The following is a 25,044-nucleotide window of genomic DNA, read 5'->3' as shown; positions in this document are numbered from 1 at the left end:
AGAAACACACCGTTTTTACATCTTTACCTACAAGTTTTGCCCGAAATAGCTGTATCTGTTGTTGTCTGGATTAACATTCACTTTACCTGCATATTACCAAATTAATCATACATCAAAAAATCTAAATTTATAAATTTTCGGATTTTAGGATATAAAATCATCGACCACTTGTGCATAAAAAGAGGTTGAGCATCAAAATACTCAAGCAACATATTAATTTCCGGATTATTCTGCTTATAACATATTGACACCGAATCTCCCTCCTCTGGTTCCCTACCATACTTGTGTTCCCATGCCCCATAACGAGACACACCTTTATATTCCTTCCCCTTAATGCTAAAAGAATAATTTATATAATGATTACCTTTACCCGTATGAACGTCATAGACAACTCCTTGAACCAAGGAGCATTCCTTTTTAAGTTCCTCTCGAGCATATTCATCACGATAGAACGAAGGCGAATCATATAAAAACAGTATAACCACATCAATCAAAAGAAGTAACAACGCACGCCACAAAACAGACAACCAATAACAAAACCTTTTATACAACTTTACAACAATTTTTCTCATAATAACATTTCGCTTGTACTAGATTGACTACTTTTGTTCATTTAATAAATAGACTCTTCTTACCAACATATTTATACTAAACTTTGGTTCATAATATAAAAGATCAAGCGGCATATGAATATCAGGATTATTTTTTTTGTAACATACCAATACAGAGTCTCCATCTTCAGGAAACCCTCCATGCTTACTTACCCAACCATAATAGGAAGATTCACCTTTATACTCTTTTCCTGCAATTACAAAAGAATAATAAAAAGTTCTATACTTATTGTTAACACCATAGATATATCCCCTTATTATTAAATGTTCCTTTATAAGTTCATCTCTATTAGCCTCAGCTTGATACATAGCAGGAAAATCCATTACAAACCGAATTATCCAAATAAGTACAACAGTCAATAGCAAACGCCAAAGCATTGACAAAACAAGATGTTTTGTATTAAGGATTTTTTCAAAATTTGCATTCATAACATTATTCTTTATTTTTTCACATCAGTATATACATCGTAAGCAACTTCTAAACAGCTGTATGTTAGCTATTTGCGGTATATTTGTGAAGAGTGAAGAGTGTTTTTAAAATATGTATCAAAACGAGGGTACTTCTTGCCGAAGCACCCTCGTTAACAGGATTTTGTATGAATTCTTATTTTTTACTTTTGAATCTTCTTCTTACCGTTGCTTACCACAACGCCCTTGTAGTTCTTGCCTACTCGCTTGCCTGCAACATCATAGGTTGCCTGAGCTGAAGAAGACTGGGCATTCTGAATCTCATTGATGCCAGTTGTGCCACCAAAATCGAGGTCGATAGAACGAGATGCAGCAGTAGAAAGAGCCGTAGATGGAACAGAGATGTATGCTCGGAAGGCATCAATGCTAGCGTTGGCACCCGCATGAACAAACTTGCCATCGCTTGCACTGAATCCATAAACCTCCATACCTTCTGTCTTGACTGAATTCTTTGCCTGAAGCGTACCTACGAAAGAATAGCTTCCAGATACAGATGTCTTAGCCTCAGCAGGAACATCAGCGATGTCCTTGGCAGCTGCAATCTCCTCCAAGAGCTTGCCATCTGCGGATGGTATCAAGAGGTATGGCGTGTAAGCCACGATTGAAGCAGCTGGGGTAAAGGTTGCCTTAGAACCACTAACTGCAGACAAGGTATAAGCCTTACCAACATTTTTCAGTTCCTCCGCCGTCAAAGCAAAAGGCAAGCAAACGGTGCATGGCTGATTCATGGTGAAATTACGGTCGTAAGAGACTTTAGAGCCCTTGGATGCTGCGATAGCGAAAGGAGACTCTGTGTTGACAGCCTGATACTCACCGATGAAGTCGATGGAGGTGATTTCCTGCTCAACATTCTGCCCCCATCCACCACTCTTCAGTGATGTACACTTAGAGACGCTGCAAGGAACCAATGTCTCATCGCCAGTCATTGTTATAGTGGCATGACTGTTGTCCGCACTCATCACACGGAATGTCTTGTTCTTGGCATCATCAAAATTGTTTACCTTTACAAGGAGAGCACTATAACCATTCAGATTGAAATAGCCCTCTCCCTCACTATTATTAGAGCCATATCCCCACAAAACAGAGATTCCGTCTCCAGTCTTACCGATATTATTCTCCACGGCTAAAGTTCTAGGCTCAGTACCCTTGTACCACTGGAATGGGGTGTTAATATCAGAGCTTGCATCCACAGTAGTGGTAACGGACAGAGTCTCAATGTCATCTGTCTCAAGGGTAACATCAGCAGGCTTAAGAGTAAGGGAACCAACGCCATCTTGTGCACCAGAAATACAGATTCTATCTATGTCATCAATGGACCAACCGTCCTTCAACTCCAATGTTGTAAGATCCAAGTTAACATCAGTATCAGTTTGAGCCATAACCTTGGCAACATTTTCAGTGCCCTTATAAAAGAGCAAACGATAGCCATGGGTTGCCTCTGTGAGATTGATCTTCAGATGCTTGTATTTAGAAAGTTGACCATTCAAGTTTGTGAACAAATTCATCGAGTTGTCCCATGTCTGTGTCCACTCAAATTTACCAGTCTCGTTATCATAGGTGGCTCCTTTAGAACCTATGACGAAATTACTATTCATTGTAGAAATCTTAGCAGATGCCCCCCCACAGAAAAGCATAAGGGCAGCACATACAGAAAGTATTATTTTTTTCATAATCTATTCTATTCCTAATTAATAATTCCAATAAACAAACAACTTATTATCTACTTACCAGACATAAGTTTATCCTAGCGAACCATCATAATACTCATCCTCTGGATAATCATACTCCTTATCCTCATTAGGATAGGAGGCTGCCAACAATGAACACTGAAGTTGCATTTCATGCACTTCAATTTCTGGTTTAAAATACTTTTTCTTCATAATCTTAAGTTTTTAAATATTAAAATTGTTATATGTTATGTTTTATATTTTATAGGTCTATATTACTAGACTTAAAATTCAGCTTAAACATTCGTTTCTGATCTGATTCGGCTGCAAATTTACTGCAAAAAGAGAAGCAAGGCTTTGGTTTATGTTCCAAAAACCTTGTTTCATGTTCCAGCACTCTTTCAAAGTCCTCAGAAAAGCATATTTACGACATTTCAACTACAAGTTTTGCCCGAAATAGCTGTATCTGTTGTTGTCTGGATTGATAACCACCTGCTCCAAGACAATCTCAGGGTCTATCATCACGATACGAAGCGTATGCTTGCCAGCCTTGACTGCAGATGATGACGTAGCAGCCAACCAGCGCTGGTTGTCAAAGACCTCGTCTCTTCTAAGCTGTCGCTTTCCTTTCCACCAACCATTCAAAACCAGTTTAGGCTGCTCAGGCAATGGTTTCAACACCTTGGACACAGCGAGGTTCTGAGGAGTGTACTCGGCAAAGGTATCCACAAATCCTGCGCGAGCATCCACAATCTGCAAGGGCTGGTCATCTATCTGCACGCCGATGCGAAGGCCACGAGCTGGATAGACATCCTGGGTTGGCAGAATGCCGAGGGCGATGGAAAGCTGCTGCATATCGGAAGAAAGCTCGAAATCGTATTCCAGTGATGCACCCTTGCCATCCGGCTCACTTGCTGCCATCACATGGTCGATGCCCATGCATCCCTTACCTCTGCCCAAGTCTGGCAAGAATATCCACTTGGCATTCTTTCCTTCCTTGATTCGGCTGTACTGATAGGCAGGAATGCCAATCTCTGTGGTGGAAACAGGTACATTTAATGGATGCTCTATCTTCATGCCCAAGGTCATCGGGTTGCGATTCTTGTCAGGGATAGACCATTGGGTATAGCCGATGTGATTATCCATCATCATGCCTTTCCACTTGCCTCCTGCCAACACATTATTATAATAGTCGCTCAACTGCTGGTCTTTCTTCATCAAGACCTCCACACCGAGGCTGTCGCCCATGGTGGCATGATTGTATATTTCTGCCACACCAGCACTAGCCACCACTGGATAATAAACCAACTGGTAGAAAGCATCCTGCTTCTCCTTAGGCATCTGCTTGCGCAACAGCTCAGCTCTTTCCACCAGCGACTGCCAACGCTGTGACATCACCAGCATCTCATGCTCATTAAACAAGCCTGGCACCTGAGCCTCAGGCTTGCGCAGAAGATTATACTTGCTGTATTTGGCTATCAAGTCAGCTGTTTCCTTGGCATATTCCTTGCCGAAGATGCTTGCCGAGAAGCGTTCCAACCATGGCAGTTCATCTCCTGGTTTCACCGCATCTGGGTTCCATGCATAATCCATGATGAAGTCGATAGGCACCTCCTTTGGCTTCAAGTCACCCACGTTGATGATCCAGATGCGGTCGATGCCGCTGGCGTATGCCTCATGCAGCTGCTCACGGAGTTTCGGGATGGTTGTGGTGTTCACCCAGCGGTCGTTCCAAGGACCACCATTCATGTCGATGTGATAATACAAGCCCAGTCCACCCTTGCGCTTGCGCTCTGCAGCAGTACCCTTGCGGCGGATATAGCCCCAGTTGTTGTCGCAGAAGAGCAGGGTTACGTCATCTGGCACGGTGAATCCCGCATCATAGTATCGCTGCACCTCAGTAAAAATAGCCCAGAGCTGCGGCACGGAGCTTGCCGGCTTGCCATAGCAATCCTTGATGATGCGACGCTGTGCCTCGATCACTTTTCCTAATGTCTTGATGTTGTCCTCGTCCTTGCCGTTGCCCATCGCCACATCGCCATCACCTCGCATACCGATGGTAATGATGTTCTCATACTTGCTGTTGCGCTTCAAGCCATCAGAGAAGAACTTCTCGATGCGTTCAGGGTTCTGTGCATAATCCCATGGACCCACCTCAGCCTTGCGGCGCACATACTCCTTATGTGCTCGCATCATCGGCTCATGATGGGAGGTACCCATCACGATGCCCATGTCATCTGCCAACTGTGGCGACTTGGGGTCATCCTCGTTAAAGCGTGAGCCCCACATCGCCGGCCAGAAGTAATTGGCTTTCAGGCGGAGCAAGAGTTCGAAGATATGGCTGTAAGCCTTGGAGTTGATTCCCCCGAAGAGATTGTTGCACCATCCACCAAAGGATGGCCACTCGTCATTGATAAAGATGCCACGGTATTTCACCTTAGGTTCTCCATCCGTATAAGTACCAGGCAAGACATAAAGCTGGTCATGATGGGCGATAGGCGCATCCGCCATCCAATACCAAGGCGACACACCTATCTGGCGAGACAACTCATAGATACCATAGATGGTACCACGCTTGTCGGAACCGAGAATCACCAGTTGTCCCTTGTCTGTGAAAATGAGATATTGCTCCCATTTGCCCTTCAACTGCTTGGATTGCTTGGGATATTTCTTGGCGATTTCGCTTTTTCCTACTGTAGCCACCACGACGGGAGCATACTCACTGCCCGTCACGCTACGCAAGTCATGGCGCAAGTTAGCGACAGCCATCTTCACTCCCTTCCAGTCGGAAGGACTATAGCGGATGGTATCCTTCGTGCCCGTCAAGAGAAGGGCATTATCAGCTGAAGCCTTGTCAAACTTTACAAACTGTTCGGCTGCATCCACAGCGGAGATTATTCCCAGCAGCATACCTGCCAACAAGATATATTTCTTCATAAAATCAATTGTTTATTCTTTGTTATTTTCTATTTTGTTGTTTTGCGCTGCAAAAGTAGCAAAAAAAAAGGGGTAGAAGAGCGCCCTCACCTCACGTAAGGACTCTCTAGCATTCCTAGATGAGTAGGTTTATACCCACCAAGATTGATGAGTATTTTCTCAAATACAATACCAGGCTGCATAGGACGAAGCCTCAAGGTATGTTCAGCCTTCCCCGTGTTTCCTACAGCCATCCTCACCTTCTTCTCGATGATGCGCGATGCGGCTGTAGGATACATCAAGTCGTACTTATGCTCCCAGTTCAGATTCTGATTCAGCCCTACAATCTCTTCCTTGCCACCATCCAGCGACACTGCCACATAATGACCGCCCAGCACAAAGGGCATCACTGCATCGGTAATAAGATGTACATCCACCGAATCCACATCTGCCTTAAATCTCATCTTATAGGTAAGATACGCTCCTGCTGTTGGCTGGGTATATGGGAAGAGAGCTATACCCGACTTCGTTCGTCCTAAACCAGGGATGAGTCTCCACTGCGACTTCTCTGATTCAGCAGGTGTCAGTGAGAAGAGATGCTCTGCCTCCATCACCACCATGCCGCCATCTTGCTCAAACACGTAGCCTGTACTAGGCTGCGTAACGGCAAAAGGGGTACTCTGCTGAATGCGATATACCATAGGCATAACTTGATGCTGCGGGGCATGCCAGTTTTGATAGCCGATATGCACTTGATCCATCATGTGATTCCACTTGCCATTGGCGATATGGTGATTATAATTGTCGCAGAGCAAGGAGTCTCTCTTGTAACATTCCTCCACCCTATCTGCCCATGTATTAGCCTCAATACGTCCCTCACGATAGAGTTGCTTGTTCATCGCCAAAGAGTAATACATATCATTGAGATTTGCCATGCCTTGTATTGGGAAGAGAACCAACTCTTGATAGGCATCCTTCGCAGGCTCATCCAGGGTGATATACTGACGCAGGGCTCGTGCCTCCAAGGCCAGGAATTCATCCCGTACGCCCTTAAACTCTCCCGTCTGCAAATTGTATGTCTTGTCATCCAGCAATTCGGCTTGCACCCTAGACGCATATCTTCCATAGCTCATCAAGAGACGAGCAGCCTCTTTCGCTTCTTTATCACCAAACTGCTGGGCACAGAATCCCTGTGCATATTGCTCCAGGTTGCTGGCATCGAAGGCATCGGGATTCCATGCCATGTTCATAAAAAAGTCGATGGCAAACTCATGGGGCTTGATATCACCGACATTGAGCATCCAGAGTTTATCCACACCATGTTGATAAGTGGCTTGCAACTGCTCCCACATCTCGGCGATATGCGACATGGTGAGCCACTTGCTGGCTCTTGGGGCACCATAATAGCCTACATGATAATACATACCATAGCCGCCCTTGTGGAAATTTTTCTTTCTATCAGGAAGTCGGCGCACATGACCGAAATTGTCATCGCAAAGCATCACGATGACATCATCGGGCACCTTGAGTCCCTGGTCATAATAATCGAGCACCTCACTGTAGAGTGTCCAGACCTGTGGGGTCTCGGAGGCTGGTTTCCTGGTGACATCAGCTATGATTTTTCGCTGTTCCGAAATGATTTGTTCCATCAGCCGGAAGTTAGCCTCTCTACTACCTGCATCGGTCATCGGACGGTCTTCGTCACCTCTCATACCGATGGTCACGAGCTTGTCGTAACCCTTGCTATTCTCGATTCCCTCTCGGAAGAAACGCTTGATGGCATTCTTATTGGTCAACCAGTTCCATTCACCATTGCCATAGTTCTTCTTATGTCGAATCCACTCTTGCTGCGAGCGTTGCATCGGCTCATGATGCGAGGTACCCATCACGATGCCATATTCATCAGCCAGTCGGGCATTCTCCGGATCATCCTCATTGAAGCAGTTGCCCTCATACAGTCCGTTCTCATCCTTCAGGATAGGTACCAAAGGCTTGTATTCCTTGAACGAGCCCCACATGGCAGGCCAGAGGCAGTTTGCCTTGAGGCGAAGAAGGAGTTCGAAGACGTGGGCATACATCTGGCTGTTCATGCCCCCAAACTTATTTCTAGCCCAGGTGGTCATACAAGGGAACTCATCATTGATGAAGAAACCACGATATTTCACCTTCGGCTCTCCACTCTCCACAGAGCATGGCTTGGCAAAGACCTCCTCATGCTTGGCTATCGGCGCATCCGCCCACCAATACCAAGGCGACACCCCCATCTGTCGGGAAATCTCGTAAATGCCATAGATGGTGCCACGCATATCGCTACCAGCCACCACCAAGGCACGCTCCATGCCCTTGGCAGGATGATCAATGGTCTTGATGACAAAGCTCTCCCACTTGCCCTTGAGCGAACGCTCTGGCAAGATGCCTTTCTTGGCAAGGCGAGTAATAGCTTCACTCACTCCGTATGTACCAATGAGGATGGGATAACGCACCACATCCTCGCCCTGGCAGCACACTCTGGGTGAACGACCCGACACGGTATAGATATCCTTACGCAGGTCCTCCGCTGCTCTTTTCACACCTTGTTTTTCGTGAGCATCCATACAGATACCAGACATCTGAGAGGCGGTGGAAATAGGGAATGCTCCCCCTTGCTGTCGGAAGCTGATAAAGGAATCAGCCATTGCAGTGAGAGCAAACATCACAAAACAACAGGCTAAGAGAGGCCTTGACCATGGAAAGTTGATCTTCATTTGAAATTTCATACTGTAATATTATTATAAATAGAGAAATTATGAAAAATAGAGAAGAAGGGGATTGCCCCACCTATTCCCTTTTTTATGCAAAGGTACAACTTTGCTTCAAGAACAACTTTTCTCCATGTTCCAAACACTTTGGCGTACATTCCCACATCAACAAAAATATGATAAATACTGCCCAATTAAGTCAACATCTAAGACTAAAGCGCTAACATGATGACCTGCCATCTTACCATTAACATAGATAACCTTTCTATATGTTGCAAAAACATCGCAAATTTAAACTTGTAACAAAACTATATATTTAAGGAACATACGAAACATCAATTATATCATTATTTTTATAACTTTGCAAGCACAAACACATTATAATATATAGCAGTATGATAAAAATCAAAAATCAGTGCATGGGATTCATGCTCACAGCCATCCCATTGCTTTCGCTCAGCACTCCTTGCATGGCACAAAATCCATATCTCCCACTTTGGGAGCATGTGCCAGACGGAGAACCTAGAGTATTCGAAGACCCTGACAACCCAGGGAAGTACAGAGCTTACATCATAGGCTCTCACGACACATCCTTCAAGTCTTACTGCGGATCAGACATACGCATGTGGTCTGCCCCAACAGAAGACCTCACCCAGTGGAGAGACGAGGGAGCCATTTTTTCCTATCACATCAACAATCAATGGGACACCATGTTTGCTCCCGATTTGGTAGAGATAAAACGAAAAGATGGAACAAAAGATTACTATCTCTATCCTCACTCCCGAGGACACAAGCGTGTGAGAATGGTCTGCAAAGGCAAGCGACCTGATGGTCCTTTCACTCCCATCAACCTCAATGCAGATGGAACGGAAGAGCTGCCAGGCAGCATCCTCGACTTCGACCCTTCCGTATACATCGAGAATATCACTGACCCAAAAGATGCAGATTACGACACAGGATTCAGAGCATACGGCTACTGGGGATTCCAACATTCATCAGCAGCGCAACTCGACCCTAGCACCATGTACTCGCTCAGACCAGGTACTGAGCTCATCAAGTACTCGCTGCCAGCTTGCGACGCACAAGGCAACGTAAGAGACCCTAAGGGAACAACCTACCCTATCATCAAGGGACAGAAGCCTACAGATTTCAACTTCTTCGAGGCATCATCCATCCGAAAAGTAGGCAACAAGTATGTGATGATTTACTCCGGCTATTCCGGAAAGGAATACGGATTAGGCAACACCAACTCCACCTTGCGATATGCCTATGGAGACACCCCATTAGGTCCATGGAAGAATGGAGGTGTATTGGTTGACTCACGTGGAGTGGTTCCTAACGAAGACGGCACCAAGTTAATCACCAGCAATGCCGCCCATAACACCCATGGAAGCCTACAAGAAATCAACGGTCAATGGTATGTGTTCTATCATCGCCCACCACGTGGATTTGGGTTTGCCCGTCAGTCTGTCGTTGCTCCCGTTACCATCCAATGGGATAAGAAATCTGTGGAAAAAGGCGGAAAAGTGGTTATCAGGGCATACGATCCATACAACAAGAAAGGCATCTGGACCGCCAAAGCATCCGACAACACAGAATACACGGGAGCAGAAGTCACTTCGGAAGGATTCCAGATATACGGCTTGAATCCATACCACTACTATTCTGCAGGTATCGCCAGCTATCTGAGCAACAACCAAGCCATGCAGGATGCCTGGGACGTATGGAACAACCACATGCCTGTAAACATGAACGCTGGTGACATCGTTGGATTCAAGTATTTCGGATTCGGCGGTCTCAGCAAAGCACAGAAAGGATTGCAACCTTTTGAGGGAACAAAAAAAGGAAACGGCACCCAACTTAATATCTTTGTGAAGGCAAAAACGCAAAAGAGCTTCAAAATCAAAGTAATGATGGATGGTCCATGGGCAAACAAGACATGGAAAGGCAAATTGCTTGGTGAGCTAACGGTTCCTGCCCAGACTTCAGCACAAGGAATCCAAAAGTTGACACTGGACGTAGCTGACAAGGTCGATGGTATCGGCAAGAAACATGCCATCTATCTCATCGCCGAAGGTGAGGGCAAGCAACTTTGCGAACTGGAGGGCCTCGGATTCACCAAGAAGGGCGAGAACATGGAATGCCCAGTATCGCCTACCATCGAAATCAAGATGAACGGCAGAAAGCTCAATGTTCCTACCATTCCAACGAGAATGACCAATGAGAATGGCAACTTCGGTTACAATGAGTATGATGTCATCGCCTCTTTGCAAACAGGCGAGAAGAGCGCACCACGCATCACTGCATCATCCGACAACAAGGAGGTGGAGATAGAGATTCTTCAGCCTAAGACCTTGCAAGACAAGGCTTATGTGAAATGCACCTACAAGGGCATCAGCAAGAATTACACCATCCACATCAAATAATACATTCAATACATTCTAAAAAAACGCTTCGCACTTTGTTTGGTGCGAAGCGTTTTTTGGATTTGATAACCATCACAAAGCCACCACGAGGCTGTGCATTGATATAATCTTTCATACCCCTAACCTTACGGTATGAAATTTTCCAAGGATTTTTTGCCGTTCCGCTATCCTCGAACAAAACAACACGTGAGTTTTGCTTTGTCAGAGAAGATAAATTCAGGGCCAGTTTCTGGGATTCATCCTTGCCATTGATGCCAGCCACATACCAGGTGCTTCCCTTTCTGCGAGCCATCACGACACTTTCGCCCGGATAACCACTGAGCAATCGCGTCTCATCCCATGCAGTCGGCATGTTCGAGATAAAATCCTGCACTTCCTTTGGCTGGGCAAGATAACTCTCCGGCTTATCAGCCCAATGCATCAAAGCCGACTCGAACAAGATTGGCAAAGCCAACTCATGAGCATGGGTAGTGATATGCGGATGCTGAGAATCAGAAAAGGTGCAAGGCGTATAATCCATCGAACCCACTATGCCGCGGGTAAATGGCAAGGTGGCATTATGGCAAGCTGCCTTTTTTGTCAGCACAGATTCATTATTATACCATTCCGCTCCATACACACCCTCGGTAGAGAGCAGGTTGGGATAAGTGCGCTGCCAGCCTCGGGGAACAGTAGCGCCATGAAAGTTAACCATAAGATGATGGCGTGCCGCACACTCCAAGAGGTCGATGCAATACTCCATCGTTTCCTGTTTATCGCCAGCAAAGAAGTCAATCTTCACTCCAGCTACGCCCATTTTTTCCAACCAGGCAAACTCCTTCTCCCTGTTTTCCGGAGCATTCAGTCTATTGTGAGGACCTGGTGCACCCCAAGCCTTAATCCATGCAGTAGAAGAATTATACCAGAGCAAAGGCTTCACACCCCTATCCTTAGCATATTTCAAAGCCTCCTCGATGGTGGCTCCATTCTTCATCTCATCCCATTCTGCATCAATCAATACGTATGGCAGATGCAAGGTCTTCGCCATATCTACATACTTTTTAATGATATTCAAGTCGTTAGAGCCATGGTTGTAAGCCCAATAAATCCAGCTTACACTTCCCGGTTTAATCCATGAAGTATCTTTCAGACGACAAGGGGCACTGACATCAGTTATCAGGGTCGAAGCTATCAGATCCTGCTTCTTTCCAATGACAACCACTCGCCAGGGAGATTTCCAATTACCCGAATAATGCTGTGTGTTTTCATCCAGGAACACATGATAGTCCTCCGGATTCTGCCCATTCTTCAAGGAAGAGGCACTGTTGATTCGTTCTATACCAGCTTCAGTAATAAGAGAGTACACACCATTCTGCTCAAGCAGACAAGGATAGCCCCAATGTTGTTTTCCACCTTTACCGGTAGTGGATAAAGGGAAGAAATTCTCATAAGACTCCGTCCATTCCTGAAACCACCGGCGCGTGCCTTCACTGATATGATAAGTAGTCAAATCCTGCTTGATTGACGTATGCTGCAAAGCCTCCAACTCATAACGGAAGGCTACGCCATCATTATAAAGTCGAACCACCATGCGCAACGGGCGCTGCAGATCATCCTCAAAGGTATAAACTATTTCATTCGCCTCGTTCTTGCATTCACTCTTCTTTCCCATGAGCATCTGATAATGCTCCGAAATATACTTGGGTTTGGAAATGTTTTTCAAGATCAGATTTCTTCCTCCACCATCACTGGTATTCAAACCATAACCAGAAATATGAAGCACCTGGCTTTCCTTATTTCCTTTACAGGCATCGCGATAAGCTACCTCAAAAAACTTCACCTTATTTTCCTCACCCTCAGCCTTCCATTCAATCTTTCCATTGGGAGAAAAGAAAGTTTCCCGCAGATTCTGCGCAAAAGCTGCGCCCTGCATGGCAAGCAGCCATACAATCATCAGTAACGGCTTTCTGAAAGCCAAGATTTTCGTTGTATTCATCATTATGATTGTTTATTCGTTTAACGCTACAAAATTACGAATAAACAATCATAATGACTTTTTTTAATGTTTCAAATACTTTACTCAGTATATTTTGCCGCATATTCCGTAGGCGACATACCGAAATATTTCTTAAATGCAGTGGAGAAATGACTATTATTGGCAAATCCCACCATATATGAAACCTGCGTAATGTTGATTTTATGCTCTCTTATCAATCGGGCAGCCTCATTGAGACGGATGTTTCGCAGGAACTCGCTGGTAGGAACACCGGTCATTTCCTTCAACTTTCTATGCAGCTGGGTGCGGCTTACGCCCACCTCATCACACATCTTCTCTACATTGAAGTCTGAATCGCTCAAGTTCTCGTTCACTACCTTCATGATACGCTCCATCAGCTCCTCATCGTAGCCTTTCACCTCTACCTTCTCCACCTTGTCATCCTGCTTCAGGGCACCACTGAACTTACCCTTCAGGCGACGTACATTGTCGATGAGATTGTCTATCGTGAGATGAAGTTCCTCCAGGCTGAACGGTTTTGCCAGATAAGCATCAGCTCCTAGCTTAATACCCTCTAGCCTATCGCTGATTTCCGATTTGGAAGTAAGCATGATGACTGGCACGTGGCTGATATTGGCATTGCCCTTGATATTTCTAAGCAGCGTGATACCATCCATCTCCGGCATCACCACATCGCTTACCACCAAGTCGAAATCACCAGAAAGCAGCTGCTTCAGCGCCTCCTTGCCATTGTTGCAGATTACAAAGCGATACCAGTCGCTCAGTTCCGACTTGAGATAACGGCAGATTTCGATATCATCATCCACTAGCAGGATTTTACTGTTTCTGCTAGCCGCACCTCTCTGCTGTTTCTTTCCATTCACCACGTAGTCTGAATTAATCTGGCTATCCTTGAGATGCTCTTTACCCAAAGGCAATTCTATGATGAAACAGGCACCGCTCGTTCCGTCCTCTCGGTTGCGTGCTGTCACATCGCCACCATGAAGCCTTACGATGGATCGGCATAGATTCAAACCGATGCCCGAACCTCCCAGGTGCATATCAGCAGAATTCTTTCCCTGATAGAAGCGTTCAAACAGGGTTTTGGCATCATCGTTCTTTCCCAATCCCTTGCCGCTATCAATCACATACAGGAGCACCTTCTTATCCTGCTTCTCAATGCGGAAGATGATTTCGCCGCCATTAGGCGTATATTTAAAGGCATTAGACAGCAGATTGGCTATCGCCTTATCCAGCTTGTTGCGGTCTATCCATGCATTCACAGGCGTCTCTGGCATCTCCAGCCTGATATTAATACCACGCAGGTTGGCATTATAGGTGAAGAGCGAAACCAAACCCTGCGAAAACTCCACCAGGTTGGTTTCCCTGCACGAGAGGTTCATCTGATGCTTGTCCAGGCGTCTCTTGTCGAGAATCTGATTCACCAGGGTGAGCAGACGCTGTGCGTTTCGGTCGATGGTATCAATATCCGCCTGATATTCCTCAGCATTTCCCAATCGCTCCTTCAGTTTCTTCAGAGGCTCCATAATCAGCGTCAGCGGCGAACGGATATCGTGGGTGGCATTGATGAGGAACTGCATCTTAGCCTCTTCCATATCTCTCTTCTTTTTGCGCAGATAAACAATGATAGCGGCAGCCGTGAAGCCGAGAATCAGGAAGAGATAGAGGAGCTTCGCCCAAACGGTAAGGAACCAAGGTGCCAGCACATCCAGGTTGATCACCTTTTTATATGTGGAGTACTTGCCGTTGCAATAGGTACGCACTTCTATACGATAATGTCCATACGACAAACCTGTGAAGTTGAAGCTATTGTCTCCAGCCGCATTGCTGATCCATTTGCCCCCGTTGATGCGATACTGGAACACGATGTTACCCACGCTCTGATAATCAAGCTGGGAGAAGCTGAGCACTATCGACTTGAAATCAGACGGAACACTCAGATTATCTCCAATAAACGGAGCCATCTTTCCATCAAGCAACACACCCGACAGATAAATGGCGGACGTTTTCTCATTATAATCCTTTACCTCAGAAGGCTGGAAATAAGTCAATCCTTCGGAGTTTCCATAACAGATAACCCCATCCGATGTAGAACCTACTACTCCAGCCAGATATTCCTTGGTCAAGAGTCCGTTTCCCTTTTCAAAAGAGAAAAACGACTTAGCTTTACTATCATAACACCAGATACCCTGCGCAGTGCTCATCCATAGGTTTCCCTTGACATCCTTCTTCAGCGAATAAATTCTCAATCCGCTAATACTCTCGGAATGAGGCCAAGGGGTAGTCTGCTGTTTTTTCCTGTCATAGAGATAAAGCCCCATCTCTGTGGCAATAGCAATCTTACCATCCGACAATTCTAATGTAGAATAGCACGATTTACCCTCTAACAAAGGCCGAGAAAGAATGATGTCAAAATATCCGGTTTTGGTATCCATGCACGACACACCATTGGCTGTTGCACACCAGAGCCATCCCCGGGAATCTAACCTGATCTCCGATATCCAGTTATTGCAAATGGTTTTGTGTGGACGCTTATCATCCATCAGATATTGCGTCATCTTGCCACTCTTCCTATTCCATACATAAAGTCCGTTGCCCTGGCTCGTAAAATAAATATTACCAGCAGCATCTACCCGCATATCATCTAGAGAAAGTCCATTGGAAGGCAACAACAACCGGTAAGTCTGATGCATCCAATCATACTCATAAATGCCATCACGGCCATATACATAAACTTTCTTCCGAAAATCCGAGTACACTTTGATTGGTCCTGCAGGACTTTGTAGTAGCTTGGTATTGCCCGTCTTCTCATCCAAGAGATACAACCCATGATTTTTGACCACAAAAAGCATCAATCCGTCAGCAACTCCCACTACAGACGAAATGGTTTCCATACCAGCCCCCAATTCATCCAAAGAAACCGGATGGAACACATTCTTATCATTATTCGACAAGAAAAGTCCTTTCATATAGCATCCATACCACTGATTACCATCTCTATCTATCAGCAAATCGCTGATATGCGCATTATCAAAGATAAACGATTGGTTATTCAACTCCACCCGATAAGCCTTTCTGCTTCCATGCGGTATCTTGAAAGTTCCATCTCCCGAAGTACCCAACCATAAATTGCCATACTTATCCAAGGTAACAGCACTGATATATCCTGCCCCCTGATGAGCTGAAAAATCGAAATCGTAGCGTGAGAAGCTATGCGAGGCATAATCATAGCGCATAATGCCGCCCGCATGCGCCACAAAGAACCCCTTCTTGTCTGTGGCATATAATTTACTGATGCCAAACAGATCTTTAGGTTCATATACACTTACCAGTTTGATAGACTTGCCATTGTATTTATATTTTCTCAACACCTTTGTATGATTAGCCTGCCACAGATATCCCTCATCATCGAAGAACAGCATAGCAAAGAAATCATCCACTGAATTTGCAGATTTCCTTGAAAGGCGAGTAACTTTACCGGTAGTCATATCCAACCTATAGGCACCATACCCGGATGTACCTATCAGGAGATTATGCTTTCCATCCTCTATAAGAGAACTTACTCTTATCTTCTCATCTTTCTTTTCCAATACGATATGCTGGAAACTATTGGTAAGATAGGAATATTTATAGAGTCCACGATTTGTTGCCACAAAGAGGAACTCTTTGCTGTAAGGATAGAGTTTTACGATATCATTGTCCTGAATGGTTGTCGTATCGGCTGGATTGCAAAGATAGGTACTGAATTTATAGCCGTCAAAACGATTCAGTCCATAATTGGTACCCACCCAAATGAAACCATACTTATCCTGTATGATACATCGAATCAAGCTACTCGACAGGTCGTTGGATGTATAAAGTCGTCCAGAGTTGGCATAAGAAAAGCATGTCAGCATCTGTACGAAGCAAAAGATTGAAAAGAGCATAAAACGTTTCATTGGCTTATGATTGTATATATAATTGTTATTTACATGAATTATTCATCCTGCAAAATTATATTTTTTCTTTCAGAAAAAAGAAAAAAAAGCAAAAATTTGCATTCTTTACCCGTGTTTTTGCTCAAAAGTTACAAGAGAAAAGGTTTATGATACCCAAAAAACGCAAAAAGATGACCTTGCAAAACGCAAGGTCATCTTATTTATTGAACTTTCGCATGTGGTTCAAGAACGGGCTGAAGGCCCAAAAGCTCCTAGCCCAGGGCATCGCCCTGGGGATAATGGTAATCAGCAAGGCGCCCTGAAAGGGCAAAAGCCTTATAAATAGCCCGGTTCTTTAAAGCTTTTGCCCTTACAGGGCGACAGGGTTGCGTCCATAATAACCCAGGGCGATGCCCTGGGCTAGGGGCTTCTGCCCTTTCAGGGCGTGTGGAGCTTACATGCGAAACTTGAGTAAATATATATTTATAGATAAAATTCTGTTTATTATTTCTTGATAACCTTTCTGGAAACCTTTCTGCCATTGGCAAGCTGTGTCTGCTCGATAACCATACCCTTGGTCTGAGCGCTGATGCGATGACCCGCTAAATTGTAGGTCATGCTATGGCCATTTCCAAAAGCATTGATTGCGTTCTCAGTAATACCAGTACTGGTATCCGCCTTTTTAATCTTCACATTGCCAAGAATAACCGCAGCCCAACCAGAAGACATGGTGAAATAAAGTTCATAGTCACCTTCTTTTTCTACAGTAAAGTTCAAGAAGTGAGCCAGAGAACCTTTCACCACCTGATTGGCATTCTCCTTCAAGTTACCTTCCGAATCCAAGTTCTGTTCCAACAAGACAGACTTATTGTCGCTTATGCCAGCAATGCCAGCATCAAAGGTCACTGCCCCATTCTCGGAACCATCATTCCAATAAGAAGAGTTGAAAGAAAGCTGGTATTTGCCAGGAATCAAGTGCAGACGATGCCCATCATACAAGCCATAAGAGAGCTTGCATTGGTCAAAGTCACGAGCACTGAGATAGAATCCTGTATTGAAATCACCACCAGCCACGAAATCCTTGATACGAGCACCACCCGTATTGGCAGCGCCGTTCGCTTTCTCATCGCTGCGGCTTCCATCATTCATGCTATTGATGCGCTTCCACCCAGCAGGCACGCCTTCACCTACGTTGATGACCTCGTCTTCCCAATTGTCAGAGAACAACACCTCACCCTTAGCCTCGCTAGAATCTTCATTATCAGGAAGATCGAGCTTATACTGCTTGAAGAAGTTCCAAAGCTCGCGGGTAGAATAGACTGCATTAGGATCATCCGAATGCCAATGTCCCTTACCATCAATGGCGATGAGAGTAACCTCCGTACCATCCATCTTATTAATATAGCGAGTACGAGTGGCGGCAGCATAACTCATGGATGCAGGATAAGGGCGAATCACCTCTGGATTATCCACATCACAACCTTCATAAGCAGCCCACTTCTTGACATAATCGTCAATCCTACCATAGCCACCAGCGGCATGGTTTGGATCGCCGCCCCATTTCACGACATCATCTCCCGTGCCATGGATGTGCATAATAGGCACATGGCGTGGAGCCACAGGCTCACGATAATCGACAGGGATACCACTCACAGGACCAAAGGCTGCAACTACAGTTCCCAATTTGGTCATACAATGATAAGTCATCATTCCGCCCATGGAGAAGCCAGAGATATAGATGCGATTCTTGTCTACCTTATATTTCTTCTGCATCGTCTTCATGATGGTTTCGATAAACTTGACATCGCCAGAGCCTGAGATGTCCCAGGAATTATTTTTTCCCTGAGGATAAACCACCAAGATCTTAGCCGTGTCCGCCACCTCGTTCCAATGGGTCTGCCCCATCTGATAATCAGGATTTTGGCTAAATCCATGCAAAGAGATGACCATAGGAGCCTTCTCGGGTAAGTCGGTTGGTACATAGACCAACATTTCTCGTGTAGACGTACCCACTTTTACAGTCTGCTTCACTGCCTTCTGCGTATAGGAATGCTCGGCAGCTACCACTTGCATGCACAAGGCAAAGAGCAAGCACAGCAAGAAAGTTGTTCTTTTCATTTTAAGTTATAATTATCAGTTATACGATTATCTGTTGTTATAATAGTCTGTTGTTATGACACATAAAAAAATCGGCAAAGTATCTGCTGGATTCAACAAATACCTTGCCGAACATCAGAACTAGGGACTACTCCCTAGTTACACAAAAGGAGTAGAAATTCTGCCATTACTTATTCATTACCTTTACTACCTTACCACTCTGGAGCTTCTTGATAACGAGGCCCTTGGCATTGGCTGCTACCTTAGCACCAGCAGCGTTGAATGTTGCAACCACTGCATCATTTGCTACATTGACATTCTGGATACCAGTAGTTTCACCTCCGAGCTCCTCTGGAAGGGTATTGTAAAGCATGATTGTAGAAATAAGGCAAGTACCGCCCCATGAAGCCTTGATAGTAACCAAGTGGGCATATTCATCAACTGCAGGTTCTTCGCCAGGAACAGTGCGAACCAAATCTTTCTTCAAATCAAGAACAATAGCACCTGTATTTTCATCAAAAGCTTTGTTCTCGATGCAAATCATACCACCATCAGCCTGCTGACCATTCTCAGCGGTACGGTTGAACATGAAACGAGGTTTGGCAACTTCACCCTTATCATTTATGGAACCTTCACCATAAACTACCATGTAATGATAGTCTGACAAGTCGGCATAGATCTTTGGATCCACAGTAGGTGTACCTACGATAACAGAACCTGGGTCATTTGGATTCTCTGCACCCACAGTCCAACCCATATAAACCTTCTCATCAGTTGGTTGTGCATCCTTTGTGAAACCATCCCAAATGTGGAACATGTCCTTAGTCAATTCAACACCCTCATCTGCACTCTCTTCCTGTGCAGAAGCTGAACCAAAACCTGCAAACAATGCTACGGCTACCATAGCCATACTCTTAATTGTTGTGTTCATAATTGTAAAAAATTAAAATTGTTATTAATAAATAGTTATTTATAAAGTTTCTCCGTATAAGTTTTGCCGCTACGAAGATATACTTTCTTGATATTGATGCCCTGCTTGGCAGCAGAGAGGCGCATACCTTGCAAGTCGTAATACTCTACATGGTCTATCAGGTCGGCATCGGTGGTTACACCGGCGATACCCGTCAAGGCACCCTTGTAGTTCAGGCGGACGCAATCGAGCACAGCTCTCTTTCCGCTCACATAGTTAACCGTCATATTTCCCTTGACATCAGCGATGTCCATGTCAAACTCCACTTCCGACCATTCCTTGTTGGAAGAAGCATTCTTTGGCAGTGTAACCTGCTTGGTCTGATTGCCGCAGATAACATTGATAACAGCATCACCCATGGAAGCCTGATAGCGGATAGCCACCTTGTAATTACCTGGCTTGGTAACAGGAATGTAGCCACGAACGGAAGCCCCCTTCTGGGTACCCAGGTTCAGGCAGCCCTGACCATAGTATCCACGGAAACCGTTGTACCAAGCGTTGCCATAGCAACCAGCTACGTTCTTGTAGTCGAAGTTCTCAAACTCATACTGCATCTCTCCATCGTATGCCTCAGGCACAGCTGGCATCTCGATAACAGAAGGGGTAACATCAGAATCCTTCAACTTGCCCGATGTAGAAGTACCCTTACAATTGATGGTCAACTCCAAAGGACCGTTGTGCTTCACATAAACGATGAACTGAGAGTTCTTCCATTCGCTGGTAACAGTACTTGCAGAGTGGCTGGCATTATCCTTCCAAGAGAAGGTTGGTTCTGCCGTGGCACCCACTACGGTGATGGTATCCACCTGCTGAGCATACTCTGGGAGGTTGGCATCATCAGCCAAAGCAGGATTTCCCTGTGCATAGCGCTTGCCATCTTCCAAACGATAGTTTTGCATGTAGAGGCTCAACTTATCTGAGTTCTCACGCATAAATACCAATGAATAAGGAGCCAGGTTCATCTTAATCTGGCGGCAAGTGTTGTAAGCAGGTTTCAGTGTACCCTTGGCACTGCGCTTGGCAGCAGGGAAATCACGATAGAACGTCTGTCCATGCAAAGGAGTTGCGAGGTTCACATGCTTCTCATCATACTGATATGGATTGTAGCAAACCCAAGCATTCTCATGACGAGCAGCATAGATATCACCTGTATACTCCTGCTTGAAGAGCTTGTTGAGATAAGCCTTCTTGCTATTTACATTGTTCCAAGTGCTGTTGCTGGCATAATCCTTGGCTGTAACGGCAACGGTTAGTTTCTTAGCCTCATCATCCAAGAGGTCGTAAACCACAGGAATGGCTGGATAGCGACCCGTGCTCTTCAACCACCAACGGTTGTTGAGAGGAGCATTCTCAGCATTCCACTGAGTGCCACCATAGTCTTGCTCATTACGATAAACTCCATCATACAAACCCTGAGGAGAAACGTATGGTTCCATCTCGTTCTTACTTGAGTTAATATCTTTAGGAGTTACATCATTCTTCACACAGATTTTGGTGCGTTCTATCACCTCACTGCGGCTAGGAATACGGATAGTTCCATCAAGAATCTTGCGGAACATATCAATGTTGATGTTCTTGAAGTGAGGGAACCAGCCCCAGTTGCGATGTGTATAGCCATCAGCTGTCTTTGTGGTTGCTATCTCACGAGAATCCTCCAATGGAATGGTCTCAGGACCATCAATCACAGTCTCACCAGTCAAAGCCACATGCTCCAAGATAGGAATGGCACCACAAGCCTTCGGGAAGTCGTTGAAGTAATTAGACAAAGTTTTGCCGTTAGAATCTTTAATCTCATTACCATTTTCATCCACCTTGGTGGTCTCCTCAAACCATCCGCAGGCATCGAAACGGATACCATACTGTCCGGCATATCCACCAAGATAAGCACCCAGACAGTTGCTCTCAATATCGAAGAAACCATTCTTCATGGTGTACTTCTCGCAGCAGATGAAGTGATCCTTGTCTTCTGTCAAGAGGCGGTTCATCTCCGCATTACGCTTCATGTAAGCCACAGGCATCATGTTGGCAGAATAAACAGACTGGGTGAAGCTCACTACCAAATAGCCACCATACTGATGACAGAGTTTCATAATCTTAGTAAAGAGATCCAAACGAGTCAAGAAAGAAGGATTGGTTACCGTTCCATTCTCACGCTCGCGCGTCTCTCCAAATCCCCAGAACTGCTCAGCGAAATTCCAACCCAAAAAGTTAGGATATTGCTTGAAGTATCGCTCGTAGATTTCCATGTCGTCATCGGCGAAGGTACTGCAAGCACCACTGGCACACTGAATCATGGTCCAGACACGGTTCTCGGCGCATACCTTCATCCAGGAGTCGCATACCTTCTCGCCATCAGGACAGGTAGCCTCGGTGGCAGAGAGCGAAAGGTTGAACACTACGTATGGCTTGATGTCCTCTGGCACCATATCGATGATGCGCTGTGGGTCAGGATTATTCCAGGTATCAATGTGGATAATCCACATCGGCTGGGATGGCGAGATAACTCTTCGCAGGGCAGGCCCGTCATGAGCCTGCGCCACTGCGAATGTCAGCATCCCGAAAATAAATATGAATAATCTTCTTACCATTTTATTTCTGTTTTCTGAAGTCCATTAACCACACCCACGTAAGTAGGAAGGCGATTGAAATTATTCCACAATCCTACACCCGTAGTGCCCTGATTGATAGTAGAGAAGGATACACCATAGAGCTTGTCGCCCAATACATCCTGTGCCTTGTTCAGAATATAGGCATAGAGTTCAGCCATTCCCTTGTAATCCTCGAATGTAGCCTTGCTCTGATCGGCTACTGTTCCGCTGGCATCAGCCAGATAAACGTTCATGTCTGAAAGACGTACCTGCAAGCCTGCGGCAGACAGCGTAGCAAGAAGCTTGTCGATTTTCTCCTTGGTTTCTGCCAAAGAACTGCCGTTGTATGGCACGTCGAGCTTCACGTCGATGCCTTCAATCTTAGCACCAGCCTCATTCCACTGCTTGATGTAGTTAATGGCTGCCTCGGTCTTCTCAGCATCCGTCAGCAAGTTTTCCTCACTGTAGAACAGCTTGGCATCTGCCTTCTTTGAATGGATTTCCTTGCATACATCAGCCACCCAGTTTTCATCCATGTAGTCGTTAGGATAGAACTCACCATCAGCTACCATGTTCTCTGAAGACTTCAAGGTATAGAAGAGATCTTCTATCAGGTTGGAAGCCACATTCCATGCCTGCACCTTGTCTCCATAGTTCTGCATAACGGAATCAACATAAGCAAACATAGCCTTCTTTACATCAGCAGCCTTCTCTTCTACTGGACGAGGTTTATAATATCCCGGCTTCTGATATGGAGCATAAACATCAATATTGTCAACATAAACCTGCTGAGGTACAGCTCCCTGACCAATTACCAGAGAAATATCGGAAGATTTCATATCATCTGCATCAAAGGCTTCAGTAAAGTCAACCTTTGACAAATCCACCACGAATGTTTCCCAAGTCTTAGCCTTGGTAGGAACACCGAAGTTTCTCAGTTCCTTGGCTTTGTCACCCACCTTTACTCTGATAACCACATTCTTCTTGACATTTGAAGAATAATAATCAAAGGAGATGGTCTTGATAGTAGACAGCGAAGCTCCCTCTGGTAGATTCACTGGGAACTCGATGAACTTGGCACCCTTCTTGTTGAAGAGCGACTTTCCGTTTTTTCCTGTCGGATCCTTTGCCACTTTGGAATCCTTGTCAGTTCCGAAGACATCACCAATGGCACTGCTTTCGAAATCATACATCTGGTGCAAATCCACATTTTCACCTTCTACCCAAGTATCCTTAGTTGCCTCTTTCATCACATTCATGTTCCAGGCATTAGGTGCAAAAAGAGAACCACATGGTATAAGTCCGGCTCCAATAGCCTTCTGTACAATATCTTTGTTCTTTGAGGCATTGACGGTTCCATCATCAGCCACCACTGCCGAATGCTTAAATCCATCAGTGATGTTCACCGCATTGAAGTTTTCCAACACCGTTGAGAAGGTAGTGCTAGAGGCTTCCAAATCGGCAACTGTCATATTGGCAGCCAGCTTCATGCCCGTATAGTTCTTCAGAACTTCATAACCTCTGGTAAGGTCGTCCATCACTACGCTCTCAGGCTTATCGCCGGCAGGGTAGCTTGTATCGAAGTCCTCCACACAACCAGTGAGCAGCATGGAAGCTGCTGCACTGGCCAAGAGGATATTATGTATTTTTTTCATAATTCTGATATCAAATTAAAAATGTTCTTACTTCTCAGGAGTGAAAGTCGGGAATCCAATACCACGATTGCGGACCACCATGGTATCTGTGGTTTCAACCGTACCCAAGGCATCGCTCTTGATGTTGTAGTTCAAATAGAGTGTGTTGCGCTTAAACTCGCCCATAAGCTGGTCTTTCTTGACAAACTTACCACTACCCGAAACCTGAACTCCGTCACTACCGGAAGAGATGGTGCAGTCATCACCGTTGAAGGTCATCAGCACGTTCACCTGATGGTTTTTGCCACTTGCATCCTTCACTTCCACAGTCATCTGTGCCTTATACAAGCCTTTGGTCACCACTTTGATTACCTCAGCCTTCTCTATATATGGATAAGCACGGTGAGATTCCTTGCCGTTGCTCACATCCTTACCCTTGCGAAGATAAGTGGCAGTCCAAGGATTGACGAACTTCACAAGGCAGAATGTAGTATTCTTCGACTCCAGCACCTTGTCAACTCCCTGAGCCTTGGTCAGCTTCACAGGAATTACGTAGCCCTGCTCATAGCTCTTGTCATCGTTGAAGAACGCATCAGTAAGCTTCACTCTTACGCCTCCCAACTGCTGTCCCTTGGCAATGACAAACTGGTTAGGGTTCTCTATATGATAGTAATTGGATGGCATCACCTGGATGGCAGCGCCATTGATTTTATAGCCATCACAAAGACTGGCATCAGATATATAATCCACGGTAACGTTATTATTGTTGCCATAACCACCGGCACAATAGGCCTTGATGTTGATGATGTGGTTGTTATCGTCGGTAAGGTCAGCTTCCTGATCCTCACCCAACTCCACGGTGCGCACATAACCAGCATTGGCAAAATAGACAGCAGTTTCTCCGTCATATCCAAATTCCTTGTTACCGCTCTCGCAGGAAGCGGTCATCAACAAAGTCATGGCAGCAATGCCTATTGTATTTAATAACTTAAAACTTTTCATTTTCATTATCATTT

14 protein-coding genes are annotated in these 25,044 nt (G+C 45.2%); 1 reads left to right on the top strand and 13 read right to left on the bottom strand.

The genetic code is table 11. The features are described 5' to 3' along the window. Positions 1–101: 101 nt before the first annotated feature. The 6 genes from V8Z93_RS04870 to V8Z93_RS04845 all read right to left on the bottom strand — a co-directional run bounded on the left by V8Z93_RS04870 (position 102) and on the right by V8Z93_RS04845 (position 8,337). Positions 102–572, bottom strand: a complete 471-nt coding sequence (locus tag V8Z93_RS04870; RefSeq protein WP_203040898.1) for a hypothetical protein — start codon at positions 570–572, stop codon at positions 102–104. A 27-nt stretch (positions 573–599) separates the two neighbouring features. After that, positions 600–1,040 (bottom strand): hypothetical protein, encoded by a 441-nt coding sequence (locus tag V8Z93_RS04865; RefSeq protein WP_439432557.1) that lies wholly within the window; start codon positions 1,038–1,040, stop codon positions 600–602. A gap of 182 nt (positions 1,041–1,222) precedes the next feature. Further along, positions 1,223–2,674, bottom strand: a complete 1,452-nt coding sequence (locus V8Z93_RS04860; protein WP_439432556.1) for a hypothetical protein — start codon at positions 2,672–2,674, stop codon at positions 1,223–1,225. Positions 2,675–2,818: 144 nt separating this feature from the next. Beyond that, the gene (locus V8Z93_RS04855) at positions 2,819–2,959 is read right to left on the bottom strand and encodes a hypothetical protein (protein WP_439432555.1); all 141 of its coding nucleotides are present in this window, start codon (positions 2,957–2,959) and stop codon (positions 2,819–2,821) included. Between the two features lie 225 nt (positions 2,960–3,184). Then, the gene (locus tag V8Z93_RS04850; protein WP_439432554.1) at positions 3,185–5,683 is read right to left on the bottom strand and encodes a glycosyl hydrolase 115 family protein; all 2,499 of its coding nucleotides are present in this window, start codon (positions 5,681–5,683) and stop codon (positions 3,185–3,187) included. 86 nt (positions 5,684–5,769) lie between these two features. Further along, positions 5,770–8,337 carry a glycosyl hydrolase 115 family protein gene (locus V8Z93_RS04845; protein WP_439432553.1) on the bottom strand — a complete coding sequence of 856 codons (2,568 nt, stop codon included), beginning with the start codon at positions 8,335–8,337 and terminating at the stop codon, positions 5,770–5,772. A gap of 482 nt (positions 8,338–8,819) precedes the next feature. Between V8Z93_RS04845 and V8Z93_RS04840 the strand changes: the two genes are divergently transcribed. Continuing rightward, on the top strand, positions 8,820–10,826 hold the full coding sequence (locus V8Z93_RS04840; RefSeq protein WP_439432825.1) for a hypothetical protein: 2,007 nt from the start codon (positions 8,820–8,822) through the stop codon (positions 10,824–10,826). On the opposite strand, the gene V8Z93_RS04835 is transcribed toward V8Z93_RS04840, so the two are convergent. The 7 genes from V8Z93_RS04835 to V8Z93_RS04805 form a co-directional block, all read right to left on the bottom strand. After that, positions 10,819–12,804, bottom strand: a complete 1,986-nt coding sequence (locus V8Z93_RS04835; protein WP_439432552.1) for a glycoside hydrolase family 97 protein — start codon at positions 12,802–12,804, stop codon at positions 10,819–10,821. The two genes, V8Z93_RS04840 and V8Z93_RS04835, sit on opposite strands and share 8 nt — an antisense overlap. Before the next feature lie 77 nt (positions 12,805–12,881). Further along, positions 12,882–16,760 (bottom strand): response regulator, encoded by a 3,879-nt coding sequence (locus tag V8Z93_RS04830; RefSeq protein ID WP_439432551.1) that lies wholly within the window; start codon positions 16,758–16,760, stop codon positions 12,882–12,884. Between the two features lie 483 nt (positions 16,761–17,243). Continuing rightward, positions 17,244–18,857 carry an alpha/beta hydrolase family esterase gene (locus tag V8Z93_RS04825; protein ID WP_439432550.1) on the bottom strand — a complete coding sequence of 538 codons (1,614 nt, stop codon included), beginning with the start codon at positions 18,855–18,857 and terminating at the stop codon, positions 17,244–17,246. 166 nt (positions 18,858–19,023) lie between these two features. Then, positions 19,024–19,767 (bottom strand): hypothetical protein, encoded by a 744-nt coding sequence (locus V8Z93_RS04820; protein ID WP_439432549.1) that lies wholly within the window; start codon positions 19,765–19,767, stop codon positions 19,024–19,026. 35 nt (positions 19,768–19,802) lie between these two features. Next, the gene (locus V8Z93_RS04815) at positions 19,803–22,394 is read right to left on the bottom strand and encodes a glycoside hydrolase family 98 domain-containing protein (RefSeq protein ID WP_439432548.1); all 2,592 of its coding nucleotides are present in this window, start codon (positions 22,392–22,394) and stop codon (positions 19,803–19,805) included. After that, on the bottom strand, positions 22,388–24,049 hold the full coding sequence (locus V8Z93_RS04810; protein WP_439432547.1) for an endo-1,4-beta-xylanase: 1,662 nt from the start codon (positions 24,047–24,049) through the stop codon (positions 22,388–22,390). The genes V8Z93_RS04815 and V8Z93_RS04810 overlap by 7 nt, the downstream gene beginning before the upstream one ends. A 27-nt stretch (positions 24,050–24,076) precedes the next feature. Then, a complete protein-coding gene (locus V8Z93_RS04805; protein ID WP_439432546.1) occupies positions 24,077–25,030 on the bottom strand; it encodes a DUF5627 domain-containing protein in 954 nt (317 codons plus the stop codon). Positions 25,031–25,044: the final 14 nt, after the last annotated feature.

The sequence above is a fragment of the Segatella copri genome (genome assembly GCF_051861805.1).
Classification (GTDB): domain Bacteria; phylum Bacteroidota; class Bacteroidia; order Bacteroidales; family Bacteroidaceae; genus Prevotella; species Prevotella copri_M.
The sequence above is the reverse complement of the archived record's forward strand: the minus strand, read 5'-3'. Positions and strand labels throughout refer to the sequence as shown.

Excerpts from the sequence above, each read along its gene's own strand:
- V8Z93_RS04870 (WP_203040898.1), bottom strand. The coding sequence starts at position 572 with ATGAGAAAAATTGTTGTAAAGTTGTATAAAAGGTTTTGTTATTGGTTG.
- V8Z93_RS04865 (WP_439432557.1), bottom strand. The coding sequence starts at position 1,040 with ATGAATGCAAATTTTGAAAAAATCCTTAATACAAAACATCTTGTTTTG.
- V8Z93_RS04860 (WP_439432556.1), bottom strand. The coding sequence starts at position 2,674 with ATGAATAGTAATTTCGTCATAGGTTCTAAAGGAGCCACCTATGATAAC.
- V8Z93_RS04855 (WP_439432555.1), bottom strand. The coding sequence starts at position 2,959 with ATGAAGAAAAAGTATTTTAAACCAGAAATTGAAGTGCATGAAATGCAA.
- V8Z93_RS04850 (WP_439432554.1), bottom strand. The coding sequence starts at position 5,683 with ATGAAGAAATATATCTTGTTGGCAGGTATGCTGCTGGGAATAATCTCC.
- V8Z93_RS04845 (WP_439432553.1), bottom strand. The coding sequence starts at position 8,337 with ATGGCTGATTCCTTTATCAGCTTCCGACAGCAAGGGGGAGCATTCCCT.
- V8Z93_RS04840 (WP_439432825.1), top strand. The coding sequence starts at position 8,820 with ATGGGATTCATGCTCACAGCCATCCCATTGCTTTCGCTCAGCACTCCT.
- V8Z93_RS04835 (WP_439432552.1), bottom strand. The coding sequence starts at position 12,804 with ATGATGAATACAACGAAAATCTTGGCTTTCAGAAAGCCGTTACTGATG.
- V8Z93_RS04830 (WP_439432551.1), bottom strand. The coding sequence starts at position 16,760 with ATGAAACGTTTTATGCTCTTTTCAATCTTTTGCTTCGTACAGATGCTG.
- V8Z93_RS04825 (WP_439432550.1), bottom strand. The coding sequence starts at position 18,857 with ATGAAAAGAACAACTTTCTTGCTGTGCTTGCTCTTTGCCTTGTGCATG.
- V8Z93_RS04820 (WP_439432549.1), bottom strand. The coding sequence starts at position 19,767 with ATGAACACAACAATTAAGAGTATGGCTATGGTAGCCGTAGCATTGTTT.
- V8Z93_RS04815 (WP_439432548.1), bottom strand. The coding sequence starts at position 22,394 with ATGGTAAGAAGATTATTCATATTTATTTTCGGGATGCTGACATTCGCA.
- V8Z93_RS04810 (WP_439432547.1), bottom strand. The coding sequence starts at position 24,049 with ATGAAAAAAATACATAATATCCTCTTGGCCAGTGCAGCAGCTTCCATG.
- V8Z93_RS04805 (WP_439432546.1), bottom strand. The coding sequence starts at position 25,030 with ATGAAAAGTTTTAAGTTATTAAATACAATAGGCATTGCTGCCATGACT.